Origin of the sequence: Hymenobacter sp. (assembly GCF_036388155.1) — a bacterium.
Classification (GTDB): domain Bacteria; phylum Bacteroidota; class Bacteroidia; order Cytophagales; family Hymenobacteraceae; genus Hymenobacter.
The window spans coordinates 23,592-35,959 of sequence record NZ_DASVSI010000055.1; the positions used below are offsets into that span (position 1 = coordinate 23,592).

Genomic DNA, 12,368 nt, shown 5'->3' on the forward strand with positions numbered 1-12,368 from the left:
GTTTGCGTACGTTTGTAGCGAGTTTGTATTAAGCAACTTGTTTTGTGTCTTCTGCTTACCTTTGTGCCATGTCACCAACCAACCAATCCTCGCTCGTCATTGAATTTCACGGCAGCCGGGCTCGGTTTCAAAGTTCCGCGCACGAAAACCGCGTCAAGCAGGTGATGCGCCAAGCCGACTCGCTGGCCGAGAAAGCCGTAGTGGACCGCGACCGCCTTAAAGTTCGGGCCCGCCTGTAGTAGGCGCGGCCGTTTTGCGTTACCACTGGGCGTCCCCGCGGGGACGCTTTTTTTGTCGTTCAGGTCTGCAGCAAGCGTGGCGGAGCCCATCGAGTTTGACGTACTTCCCTATTCCCTCGACGAGCTGGCCCGCGTGCTGAGCAACGAGTGGGTGGACGCGGAAGCGACGCGCCGCAAGCGTCATTTTCATTATTTCGCCGAATACCTGGGGCCGCAGCCCGGTGGGGGCCTGGGGGCGCGCACCATCGTGGTGGAGCAGCCCTATCTGAGCCAGTCGTTTCTCGATGACTACGCCGATTATTACGCCCGGGGCTTTCGCGAGTACCCGCGCCGCTGCAAGCGCGTCCACTTTTTCCGGTTCGGATTTGACAAGAATGCCTTGCGCGCCGCGCTGGCTGACCCCAACACCGGCCAGGACCTTTGGGCGTCGTATCTGGGCTACGTCGTCGTCAAGCCCCTGCCCGCGCGTCAGATTGGCGCCACCGTGCTGCTGCCCTACCCGGCCACCGAGGCCAACCGGCGGAATTACCCCGTGGGCCGGCCCTATGAGCTGAACCTGCTCGGCAAGCAATTGCAGCTGAGCACGCTCATATTTCAGGAGCAGGACAACAACGTCAGCGCCTGCGCGACGACGGCCCTGTGGATGGCCTTTCACAAGACGGCTTTCCTTTTTCAGACGCCCCTGCCTTCCCCCTACCACATCACGGCCAACACCCGCAACCTGTTCAACCACCACGGCCGCAACTTTCCCAGCGTGGGCCTGGACCAGACCCAGATCGGCGAGGCCATCCAGGCCGTGGGCCTCGTGGCCGAGTTGCGCACCTACCGGCAGCCCGGGGAATGGGTGCTCGACGCCGACGAAACCGTGGAAGAGAAAATGGTGGAGCAGTTGCAGGGCGCCAAGGGTTTCCTCTACGCCCACCTGCGGCTGGGCCTGCCCGTGCTGCTGTTCCTGCTGCTGGACGGGGACCCGCAGCAGGGGCACTTGGTGACGGTGACCGGCTACCGGCTGTCGGGGATTCCGGTGCCTTCCTCCGGCGACTTTGCGCTGACGGCGGATTCCCTGGACCGGCTCTACGCCCACGACGACCAGATGGGGCCCTACGCCCGCTACTCGTTCACCGACGACGGGCGCCTGCTCACGCCCTGGCCGGCCGACGCCGACTGGGCCACGTCCACGAGGTGGCGTACCTACCGCCAGGCCACGCTTTACAGCATGTTCGTGCCCCTCACCGCGGGCATCCGCATCACTTATGAGCAGGTGTACCGGCAGGTGGGTTTGTTCGAGCAGCTGCTCACCGACACCGTGCGCGAGGACGTGGACGTGGTGTGGGACATCTACTTGGCTTCCAGCAACGCCTACAAGGACGAGCTGCGCCTGAGCCGCCCGCTCACCGACGGGCCCCTGCAAGCGGTCCTGGCGGCAGCCCTGCCCAGGTACGTGTGGGTGGCCCGGGCCACCCTGCGCCGGGTACCCATCTTGGAGATGGTGTTCGACGCCACGGACCTGCACACGGGCTTCTACTGCCTGCTGATTAACGTGTTCACGCCCTTGCGGGCCTCCATGGCCCGCGAGCTGGCCAAGCCCCGGTTCCGGCAGCGGCTGCTCCGGGCCAAGGGCTTTGACCACCGCTTTCTGGCCCTGCTGCTGCGCAGCCTGGAAATCGAACCCGGTAGCCGGCGCTCTCCTGCTGTCTAAGCGGGGAAAACACCGGCTCCATCCCCCGTTAGCGCACGACCTTGGCATAAGGGTGGCCGTAGACGGCGTAGGCCAGCCAAGTGGCGTCGCCGGCCTGCCGGGCCTGCTCCCGGGCGGCCGTGGTGGCTTCGGCCAGCGTGTCCCCGTCCAACAAGTGCCGATACAACGCTTCGGTGAACGTCCGGGCCGGCTTGTCGCCCACGGCCCACAGCGTGCCGACGAACGCGCCCGCCCCGCGCCGCAAAAAGGATTGCGCAAAGCCCCCGACCCCAGTGAGCCGGTAGCCCGTGCGGCCGGCCTGGCAGGCGTTGAGCACGACGATGGGAGCATGCTTGCCGAAGTTGGCGTACTGCTCGGCCGTGGTGGCGCTGAAGTATTCGGGCAGGTAGCTGCCCCCTTCCACGCGGCCCTCGAGCAGCAGCTGGGCGTTGGCGATGTTGTCGTGGTTGGCCTCGCCGTGGCAGGCGAAGTGCAATAGGTCAAACGCCCCGGCGCGGCCGAGCAAGGTGCGCACCGCCCGCGCGTTCGGGGCCACGGCCTTGGCTTCCAGCACATCGCGCAGGAAGTCTTCTTCGGCCTCGGCCTCGGGCAGCTCGTAGTCCGGGTGGGGGTAGTGGGGAATGACGTACCGGCTCTTGCCCGGGCGCAGGTAGAGCTGCTCGCGGGGCCAGCCGGCCTCGTGCAGCCAGCGCACCAGCCCCAGCTGCCCGAGAGAGCAAGTTTCGCGGCCCAGTGGTTTGCCGGGCGCGTGCAGGTGCACCAGCTCCCAGGGGATGAAGGGCTCCTCGGCGATGACCAGGATGCTGGTGATGGCCCGGCGGTGCTGCCAGAGCAACCGCTGCAGGTCGGCCGGAATGAGGTCATCAAAAAGGGCACCGCCCAGGGCGCGCAGCTCGGCGGTGAAGTTCTCGCTGTCGGCCTGGTTGCCGAGCCACCGGTTTTCGATTTCCTGGTAAAGGTTGGCCACGTACGCCTGGCGGTCGCCAACGAAGGGCGAAGTCTCGCCCCACTGCAGCACCCCCAGGCCCGGCAGCTGCAACTGAAAGTGGTAGGAGAGCTGGGTGCCGTTGCGGCGCTCGGTGATGATGAGTTGGTGCACGGCCGCCGTGGGCGGGGGCAGGGCCGCGGCGGTGGCTTCGACCTGCACGCGGCGGGCGGCGCCGGCTTCCCGGCCGCTGACCACCTGCGGCCGCAGGCAGAGCGTGAGCACCGGCACCTGGCCCTGGCGCACCAGCACCCACACCTCCCCTTCCCCGGTATGAGTGGCGCGCAGCATAAAGTACAGCGCCGGGGTCTCGCCGGGAGCCGGAGGCGCCAACTCTTTCCGGTAGCTGGCCATGGACTCCACGTACTCAAAATTGACCTTGGGCAGCACTTCCACCAGCAGGGGGGCGTCGGGCGCAACGGCGCGGGAGTCCGTTGCCGCGGCCCCGTGCAGGGCCCGGTCCAGGGCCTCGCGCGAGACGACTACTTCCAGCGCAGTGGGCCGGCCGACCTCCACCTGCTGGTCCATTTCGGCCCGGAAGTGACAGGTAACTTTTGCGGCTTGGGGCGGGGTGCCGGTCCCAGCGCGCCGGGGACGCACCTCCGGGACGCCGGGGCTGGCGGCGACGACGGAGTCGATATCCTTGGGGAAAGCAAAGAGGGGCATTAGCGGGGCGAGGCTGCCCAGCATGGAGCCGCCGAAGGTGGGCATGGCCCGGCGCCGCAGGATAAACTCCTCGTCCCGGCGCGGGTGGGCCACTTTCCGGACCAGGTCCGCCAGGGCGAGCCCGTCGGGCAGGGCCGCCGGGGCGGGAAGTACCCCCGCCGGCCGGCCCTGCCGCAGCACCACGGCGGGGGCCGCCGGCGCAGCCAAGCCGGGCGGTGTGCTAGTGTCGTGCTCGCCCCCCGCTGCCGGTGGAACTGCGGGGTCGGCGGGCGCCGGAACGGAGGCCTCTGCCCCGGGGTTGGCGGGGCCCGCCCCCGGCGTGTGCACGGCCGAAGGCGGGGTGGTGGCCAGGCGCAGGGCCGCGTGCAGGGTGGCTTGTTGCGGCCGGCGCCGGGTTTGCTTGAGCAGGTCCTCGGCCGAGAAGGCGTAATCCTGGGGCACGCCGCCGGCAAAGTGTCGCACGACCACGTAGCTGGGGTGCGCGGCGCGCACGGCCGCCACGGCATCGGCCACCGAAACGTCGGCGGTCGTGACGTACACGTCCAGGTCCACGTCGGCGGGCAGGGGCGCCTCCACGAAGCTGCCGGGCGCGGCCACCGCCGGTCGACGAAGGGTTCGGCGGGCGTTTGCTGAAGTGGCCGCTCCGGCAACCGCCCGCCGGGGGCGCCCTCCTTCCGCGGACGGAGAGGCTGCAGTTCGCGCCGCGGGCGCTGCGAGCTGCAGCCAGCGCGTGAGGGCGTTGATGACTCGGGGCTGCACGAAGTAGTTCGTGTGGTACACCTGCGGGTTGGGGCCAAAGGCGAGCGTGTCTTTGAGGTAGTTGCCGACCCCGGGGTCAATCTGCGTCATGGCGACCGTGTGCACGACCAGGTCGTTGGCCTCGCGCATGAGGGCTTGCATGAAGCCGCTGCCCAGCCATTCCAGCAGGCGGGCCGGCAGCTCCCGCGGCTCGTGCTCGCCGCCCAGCACCCGGGGGCGGAACTCGGAGGTCACGGCGCAGTAGTAGCTCTGCTCAACGCTGGGCTGACGCACCTGCTCTTCGTTAAGGCGGCGCACAAAGTCCCCGCTGGGGGCCATCGCCGCCAGCCCCGGCACCAGGCGGTCGGTCACGGCCGTGGTGGCGCAGTACTTCACGAACGCTCCCAGGCCCCGCACCAGCTCTTCGAGCACCGTGGCCAGGACCTTGGCCGGGGGCAGCAGGCCCAGCAGGTGCGTGGCCCCGAGCGCCAGGTTGGTGTACAGGTCCACCAGCGCCTGCCAGTTGGCCGGCTCGGCCAGCAGGGTGCCGCCGTTGGTGACGCCCACGAAAATGACCCGCTCGGTTTTCATCTCGAAGGCCGTCAGGGGCAGCAGGTGCTCCAGAAGGCTGCGCAGCACCAGCCCGCCCCGGCTGTGGGCCACCACGTCGAAGCGCGGCGGGTGCGCCCAGCTCAGGCCTTGCAGCGCGGCGAGCAGCTCGGTGGCGTTCTCCAGCGGGTCCTCGCTCAGCGTGGCGTGGTCGAAGCCCAGCACGGCGTCGTAGTTGGCGTGGGCCGCGGCCAAAAATTCCCGGCCCCAGGGCGTGGCCGTCAGGGCCGCGTAGGCGCCCACCGTGCTGCTGAACGTGCCGTGAATCAAAAGCAGGATGCGGGCCGGCCGCGTCGTAGGCAGGGCCAGGGGCGTAGCGCCCAGCAAGTCCCAGGCGGCCGAGTCGGGGCCGTCCACGCGCACCAAGCCGCGCCGGACCTTGCGTTCCAAAAATTTCATGGCCTGCCCCACCACGACCCGGGCCGCGAAGCGGAAGATAAACGCCTGCACCTTGCCGCGGATGAAATCGCCGACAACGCCCCGCTGCAGCGCTGGCCCGGCCGGCTCACTGCTCAGGGCAATGCGAAACCGGGCCTGGCGCAGCGGCGCGGCGGTCACGCCGCGCACGGTGCCGGGGGCGAGCGAAGCCGCGGTTTCCGTCTCCGTGGCAAAATGCCAGGTATAGAGCCCGTCCTGCTCCAACAGGATGGCCGCGTCTTCCTGCGCGGCCAGTGGGACGTTCAGGTCCAGGGCTAAATTGCCCGGCAGGGCCCGGGTACGGGTCGCCCCTGCGGCGGCCTCCACGCCGACCTGGTCGACCAATTCCATTTCCTGCTGGCTGAAAGCCCGGGCTAACGCATCGGTACCCAGCGGTGGCGTCGGCATGGGTACTGGACCAAAGCGGCGGGCTGGGGCGCCCCGCCGGCTGGAGGGCGCCGGGGCGGGCGCATCGGCTACCTGGAATTCAGACGGCAGGCTAACCTGCACTCCACTGGAACGGGTAATTGTAGGCATGGGTAGATAAGAAGGATAGCGTCAGGCGAATATAGCTGAGAGAATACCGCACTGTTAATACCCTTCTCATATAGCCTCAATAATGCTTACAAAAAGCAAAGAGCCGTAGCAGAAAAATTAAATTTCGGAGCTTAAGACAGACGGCGGGCGTGAGCGTTCGAGAAAGCGGGTGCCGATAGCGCCGCTCACTTGCTGCTACCTCAGTGGAGCAGCTTGAAGGAGTTTTTAGTGCTGTCAAAGCCGACCAGTGCAGATGCCTGAGAAATACCCGTCGGATCGGATTATTACCAAAAAGAGCTTTTGCATAACCCACTCTCAAGTTTACTAAGCTCAACAAATCGCACGCATGAGCATCATACTAATTAGTTAACATCAAAATAACGGTTGGTTCCTAGCGGATAAGTCTAACCAAGCTTAATAACTCCTGCTTTCAACGCGTACTGTTTACACTATTCACAAGACAACCTCTGCGTCCATTGGCAAACTGCCTCTGCCCTATTTTCATTAACCCTTACATAGCCCTTACCTGCTGGCTAACCTGTCTATTAAATCAGGAGATACTTTAAGTTGGCTAAACCACTATTGTCACATCAAGCAATGATGAGCAAATAGCTATTGGGTCAGCTGATGACGGAGGCAACAAAGGGAAATTTAAGCGCCCTATGATTACAATCTCTAGCACATGTGTCCATTTACTGCCGAGCCGTTGGGTCTAGATGTTTAGCTCCAACAGGTTTTTTTAAGTGCCAGCGCAAGTCACGCCGTACCGCTGGCAGAAAGCTAGCTCTGTTAAAAAATCATAATGTGTATTTATTCTCTATATAGTGCATTGCTTTTTCTTTCAATTTTGATAGATTAGGCAATCCATCCGGGGCCAGCTGTTCAGGGCTTATAGTATGATTACTCGTGCCTTCCTTTCCCTTACCATCCTGCTCCTGCTGGGAACGGGTGTTATGCCGGCTCTCGCGCAGGACTGCTGCGCCCAACTGGCGTGCCAGGAACAAGCTCAGGCTTATGCCCAGCGCATGATTGAGCTGCTAACTCCGCTGGGAAATTCTCCCGCCGATGTGGCGCAGCGCCGGCAGCAGGTGGAGGCCTTGAAGCGCGTCAACCCGGCCCAGTACCAAGCCATCGCCATATTATTTGGCGAGCTCAAATCTTGGGCTGCCGCCGGGCCCAAACGCAACCTGTGCCTCCAGGAACAAATCACCGCCCGGGCCAGCGGGCCTCAGTTGGCGGGCGTATTGGACTGGGCTAGTCACTTTGTGGCCGAGCAGCCCCCGATTGATCCTTCCTCCCCCGAGTTCTGCAACGTGTTTGCCTGGCAGGTGGAAGTGAATCAAGGCGCAGTGGATGCTTTTCGCTCCAGCGAGTCCTATTTTCTGAGCGCCAAAACCTTCGTTTTAGCAAAGACCTTTGGGGTGAAGCCCGGGCAGTGCGGCGGGCGGACCCGGCTGTGGCTGGGGGGCGGCCTCAACTACCAGGACCGAGACGCCATGGGGCTGCTGGCCGTTCGCGGAGAGTATCGCCTGAAAGACCTGGGAGCAGAGCTGGCCACCGTAGGCCACCTGAAGTACGTGGTGGAACCGGGTTTTGGCTTCGGGCCGAACACGTTTCAAGTGCTCACCGGACTGGGAGCGGACCTCAACCTGCTGCAGCTCCAGGCCATGGCCGGCTACCAGTCCCGGGGCAATCGCTACCTGCTGCAACTGGGAGCGGGCTATACCTTCACCAAACGCTAGTCCGAACATGACCACTGCGCTGATTACGAGCGGGGGCGGCGCCAAGGGCGCCTTCACCGTTGGAGCCCTCAAGTACTGGTTCGAGCAGGGCTACGGCTTGTTCAACTACATCAGCGGCACCAGCACCGGGGCCCTGCTGGCCACCTTTGCCTGCATCGGGGACATTAACACCCTGCTGGACGTGTACACCCGGGTGGGCAACGACGACATATTGCAGAAGCAGAACCTGATCGACAACTTTCGCCACGGCCGGCCCTACATATTCAATACCGAGCCGCTCAATGAGCTCATCCGGCAGTCGATCACCGAGGACGTGTATACGCGCATCATGGGTTCTACCACGCTGCTGTGTCTGACGGCGGTGAGCCTGCAGACCGGCCTGATTACCATCTTCAGCAACCGCGAAATCCCCGCCTCGTCCGCCTACGTTAACAAGGTTGTTACTTCCCGGGAGATGTTGCTCGAGGCCCTGCAGGCCAGCAGCAACCAGGCGGGCTTCCTGCCCCCGGTGGAGATCGACGGCGAACAGTACGTGGACGGGGGCAACCGCGAGGTGCTGCCCACCCTGGCCATCCCTGGCCTGCGCCCGGAACGGGTCCTCGCTTTGAGCAACAACCCCCGACGGATGGAGCAAATCTCTTCGCCCTATACCAATCTGCTGAATGTCATTATGCGGGCCATTTCCATTTTTATTCAGGAAGTGCGCGAAAACGACATCGCCCTGCTCAACCTCTACGCCCGCCAGTCCGGGGCGCAGTGCGTCATCGTCGAGCCCGACCGCGACCTAGACCCCGATTACCCAACCGGGCTGCGGTTCGACCAAGTGCTGATGGGCCTCTGGATTTCCAAGGGCGAGCAGACCGCCAAAACCCTGTTGGAAAGCACCCCGGGCTTCTTGGCTTAGCGGCACTGTGCGCTCGGCCCACTGCCGTTAACGACGCCCCTGATTAGCTGCCGCGCTACGCGAGCGACGCGTACGCCTTAGCCAGGCGCTTGTCGTAATTGAAGGCCTTGTAGCCGGCGCCGTTGTAATAATAGGCAAACACGCCCCAGTCCTTGCGCCGGAGCGCCGCCGCCAAAGGGGGCTTGGACTTGATGAAGCGCAGCATGGCGGTGAGTTGGTTGGCTTCCGACTGCCGAAACGATTCCACCAGGGCTTCCACGCTGGCCAGTCCGCAGGCTTTGTGGTTGAAGCCCATCATCTGCGGCAGGCCCCAACTGGTGGACAGGTCGGCGACGCGCTTGTCAATGCGACAGGCGGCATCGAAGGCGAGCCGCTCTTTCGCCTGCCCTTCCACCACGTTGGCTTGGGTGGTCAGCCAGTCGTGCAGGAGGGCAGCCTGCGCGGGAGTGGCCGTTTTCTTCGCGTCCGCCGTGGCCGCGGCCGCGATGGCTTGCGTGGTGGCTTTGGGCAGGAGGCGACGAAACCAACTCGGCTCGAACTGAATCAGCAAATAGCCCGTCGTCTTGTCGTAGCCGCTGCCCCCGGTCTCGACCTTGATAATCGCCCGCACGGCCCGGGCTTCGAAGCCTGCCGCCGTGGCAGCGTCCGCGAGTTGTTGGGAAGTAAGTTTTTTGCCCATGTAATGGGATAATTGTCCTCTGGCGTATTGAAAGTAAATAATGAGGGCGGGGCGTCAGGCGGGGTAGCGCCAGTATTTTTTGGGCAGGTGCCCTGGCCGGTAAGGCATGATGCGGTTGCGGAGGCGCCGTTCCACGGTGTGGTGCACGTGGCAGCCCTGCCGTTTGTCCTCCTCGGCTTCGTCTTCGCATTCCGGGCGCTCGGGCATGACCCGGGCCACTTTGCGGCGGTAGAAAAGCTTATTAAGCCAGCCGGCGCGCGAATCCCGCAGCTCGCCCAAGCTGTCGGGGTAGAGGCGGGCTACGGCGGCCGGCTCAAAGCGCAGGCCGTGGTGCTCGGCTTTTTCAATCATCCAGTTGAGGGTGATGTCCGAGAGACCGGGGTCGTCGTAGCCCCCGCCCACGTTGGTGTGTGCCCCGGCAAACCACACCTGCTCCAGCACTTGACCCGCCGCGGCCTGCTCCGGGTTTTGCTCCCAAAGCGTGGGCTGAAAAGGCACCCGGTACTCGTCGATGGCCAGGGCGTGGTAGGCCGCCTGCACGCTAGCGTTAAGACCGGTGTCTAGGAATTCGTACCGTCCCTTGCCGCCCAAAAGCCAGGTGCGGGGATTAAACCAGCTGGAGGGGATGCCAAGCGCGCCCACCGTGTCCCACACCCCGATCATGGCAATGCGCGAGTCGGGGTGCGCGTAGCGGGCCTTGAATCGGCTGGCTTCCTCGCGGTTGCCGCCGCGAAACACGCGGCGGGCCTGCTCCATCAATTGCCGGGCGACGCTGGCCTCGTCGACCGGCGGCTGCTCGTGCCGGTCCGGCGCCGCGGGCAAGTCGGCCGCTCCTTGCCGAATGATGCCGCAGCGGTGCACCATGCCCCCAAGGCTGCGCACGGTGTACGCGCCCCGGCTAAACCCGAACAGGAACAACTCGTCGCCGGGCTCGTAGTGTTCAATGATGAATTGGTAGCCGTCGTAGATGTTTTGCTCCAGTCCGGCGCCGGTAACCCCGCCCCAGAAGCGTGCCCACCAGCCCCGGTCGGTGCCCACCCCGGCGTCGTAAAAGATGCACTGCTCGTCGTCGTCCACAAGCGCCCGGGCGAAGCGTACTACGTTGCTGGGCACCACCCGCCCGCGGTCGGTTTGCAAGGGAGTGTTCCACGTGCCATCCGAACAGATGATGATTTTCTTGCCCACCGTTGCGCCGAGATAACTAACCAGAAATGGTCTGAAATATAGCGAGTTTTAATAATTAAAAGAAAGGTGAAACCAATAAGGCACCTTGTTGGGTGCAACTAAGCTCATTACCGGCGAAGGTGTTATGCCGACAGTCCCAGCCCGTGCCCAGAAAAGACGTTTTATATCGCTGCTACCCACGGGCGGTGCTTGGGCAGCGCGTCTGCCCGTACGAGCGGCCCGCGGTTGCAGATGGTCCCGTCCTCTGGATGACTCAAAGCCAATTCCCTACCCGTATGGATAGCAATTACCTAGATCTTGCCTGGCCCAGGACTGCACTGTTCGACAACATCGATGTGAAGCCGAGTGATTTACTTGTCTGTGGCGAGCGTCCGAGTGTGCTGAAGCTTCGCTAGCTTTGTTGAAGTTGTTGCCGTTCGTTCCCTACCCTTTTTACCGTAGCTCCATGACGCATTTCACTCTTTGGTTACGGCGGTTGGCGGCGGTGTCAATTGGCGTTCTCCTGCCCGCTTGGGCTGGGGCTCAAAGCTGGCAGTGGGCCGTCACCCCCGTCACCAACGCGCAGGGCTTCTCGCGCGTGGCGGCCGTGGCCCTGGACGGCACGGGCGGGCTCGTGGTGACCGGCATCTTCTCCGGCACCGTCGCCTTCGGGGCCACGGCCCTGACCAGCGTGGGCGCCCAGGACCTGTACGTGGCCCGACTCGACGAATCCGGCGCCTGGACCCAGGCCGTGCGCGGCCCGGCCGGCGCCGCGCCGGGAGCGCTGGCCGTGGACGCGGCCGGAACGGCCGTCGTGGCGGGCCAGTTCGCCGGGCCCAGCGCGACGTTCGGGACCTTCCCGCTCGCCAACGCCGGCACCGGGACGACCACCGACCTGTTCGTGGCGCGGCTGAGCGCGGCCGGGGCCTGGACCCAGGCCGTGCGCGGCGGGGGGGCCGGCGCCGAGGAAGCGACCGCCCTGGCCCTGGACGCGGCGGGCAACGCCGTGGTGGCCGGAACGTACCGCGACGCCGCCACGGCCTTCGGGGCCGCGACCCTGTCCAACGGCGGCGGGTTCGACGTGTTCGTGGCGCGGCTGAGCGCGGCCGGCGCCTGGACTCAGGCCGTCGGGGCCGGCAGCTCCGGCTCGGACGTGGCGCGCGCGCTGGCGCTCGACGCGAGCGGCACGGCCCACGTCGCCGGCGACTTCGACAGTTTCTCAGTGCGCTTCGGCGCCGTCACCGTCGCCAATTCCACCGACGGCACGGGCGGCATCGGCACCTTCTCCACGCCGTTCGTGGCCAGCCTCACCGCCGCCGGCACGTGGGCGCGGGCCGTGCGGGCGACGTCCAGCGGCTCGATGACCGCCGTGGGCCTGGCTGGGGACGGCGCCGGCAACCTAGTCGTGACCGGGCACTTCACCGGCCAAACCGCCCGCTTTGGCTTGCTCAGCTTGAGCAACGTCAACCCGCGCAGCAACGGCATTTCCGCGGACGTGTACGTGGCGCGGCTGAGCGCGGCCGGGGCCTGGACCCAGGCCGTCGGGGCCGGCGGGCCGGGCTCGGACCGGCCCGCCGGCCTGGCCTTGGATGGGCAGGGCAACGCCGTGGTGGTCGGCACCTTCCAAGGCGCAACGGCAACCTTTGGGCCGACCGTGCTGACCAACACGACCGTGCCGGTGCCCCCCAGCGAGGACACCGTGCCCGACGCCTTCGTGGCGCGTTTGAGCGCGGCCGGGGCCTGGACCCAGGCCGTCGGGGCCGGCGGGCCGGAACAAGACGCGGCCCTGGACGCGGCGGTCGACGCAACGGGCGGCCGCGTATTCATTACCGGCGGCTTCCAGGGGCCGTCGGCCTTCGGCCCCACCGTGCTGGCCTCGGCCTCCGCTGTGTCCGCTGCGTTCGTGGCCCGCGTGGGCGGCTTGCCGCTGGGCACGGCCAACTCGGTCGTGGCCCGAGCCCGGCTCACGCTGAGCCCGAACCCGGCTCG

At 65.5% G+C, this 12,368-nt stretch carries 7 protein-coding genes and 1 pseudogene; 5 read left to right on the forward strand and 3 right to left on the reverse strand.

Annotated elements, in window-relative coordinates; genetic code table 11:
• Nucleotides 1-68: 68 nt before the first annotated feature.
• Nucleotides 69-239 carry a hypothetical protein gene (locus VF629_RS07880; protein ID WP_331057922.1) on the forward strand — a complete coding sequence of 57 codons (171 nt, stop codon included), beginning with the start codon at nucleotides 69-71 and terminating at the stop codon, nucleotides 237-239.
• 52 nt (nucleotides 240-291) lie between these two features.
• Entirely contained in the window at nucleotides 292-1,938 is a 1,647-nt protein-coding gene (locus tag VF629_RS07885) for a hypothetical protein (protein WP_331057923.1), read from the forward strand.
• Nucleotides 1,939-1,966: 28 nt separating this feature from the next.
• Here the strand turns inward: VF629_RS07885 and VF629_RS07890 are convergent, their stop codons facing one another.
• Nucleotides 1,967-5,890, reverse strand: coding sequence for a DUF7379 domain-containing protein (locus VF629_RS07890; RefSeq protein ID WP_331057924.1), 3,924 nt, complete (start codon nucleotides 5,888-5,890; stop codon nucleotides 1,967-1,969).
• A gap of 896 nt (nucleotides 5,891-6,786) precedes the next feature.
• Between VF629_RS07890 and VF629_RS07895 the strand changes: the two genes are divergently transcribed.
• Nucleotides 6,787-7,632 carry a hypothetical protein gene (locus tag VF629_RS07895; RefSeq protein ID WP_331057925.1) on the forward strand — a complete coding sequence of 282 codons (846 nt, stop codon included), beginning with the start codon at nucleotides 6,787-6,789 and terminating at the stop codon, nucleotides 7,630-7,632.
• Nucleotides 7,633-7,639: 7 nt separating this feature from the next.
• Nucleotides 7,640-8,536: a patatin-like phospholipase family protein gene (locus tag VF629_RS07900; protein ID WP_331057926.1), complete on the forward strand. Its 897-nt coding sequence runs from the start codon at nucleotides 7,640-7,642 to the stop codon at nucleotides 8,534-8,536.
• Nucleotides 8,537-8,591: 55 nt separating this feature from the next.
• On the opposite strand, the gene VF629_RS07905 is transcribed toward VF629_RS07900, so the two are convergent.
• Nucleotides 8,592-9,215, reverse strand: coding sequence for an N-acetylmuramidase family protein (locus VF629_RS07905; protein ID WP_331057927.1), 624 nt, complete (start codon nucleotides 9,213-9,215; stop codon nucleotides 8,592-8,594).
• A 54-nt stretch (nucleotides 9,216-9,269) separates the two neighbouring features.
• Nucleotides 9,270-10,400 (reverse strand): DUF2235 domain-containing protein, encoded by a 1,131-nt coding sequence (locus VF629_RS07910; protein ID WP_331057928.1) that lies wholly within the window; start codon nucleotides 10,398-10,400, stop codon nucleotides 9,270-9,272.
• 445 nt (nucleotides 10,401-10,845) lie between these two features.
• Here VF629_RS07910 and VF629_RS07915 point away from each other — a divergent pair.
• Nucleotides 10,846-12,368, forward strand: a pseudogene (locus VF629_RS07915) (hypothetical protein); the annotation flags it as partial.

Excerpts from the sequence above, each read along its gene's own strand:
- VF629_RS07880 (WP_331057922.1), top strand. The coding sequence starts at position 69 with ATGTCACCAACCAACCAATCCTCGCTCGTCATTGAATTTCACGGCAGC.
- VF629_RS07895 (WP_331057925.1), top strand. The coding sequence starts at position 6,787 with ATGATTACTCGTGCCTTCCTTTCCCTTACCATCCTGCTCCTGCTGGGA.
- VF629_RS07890 (WP_331057924.1), bottom strand. The coding sequence starts at position 5,890 with ATGCCTACAATTACCCGTTCCAGTGGAGTGCAGGTTAGCCTGCCGTCT.
- VF629_RS07905 (WP_331057927.1), bottom strand. The coding sequence starts at position 9,215 with ATGGGCAAAAAACTTACTTCCCAACAACTCGCGGACGCTGCCACGGCG.
- VF629_RS07900 (WP_331057926.1), top strand. The coding sequence starts at position 7,640 with ATGACCACTGCGCTGATTACGAGCGGGGGCGGCGCCAAGGGCGCCTTC.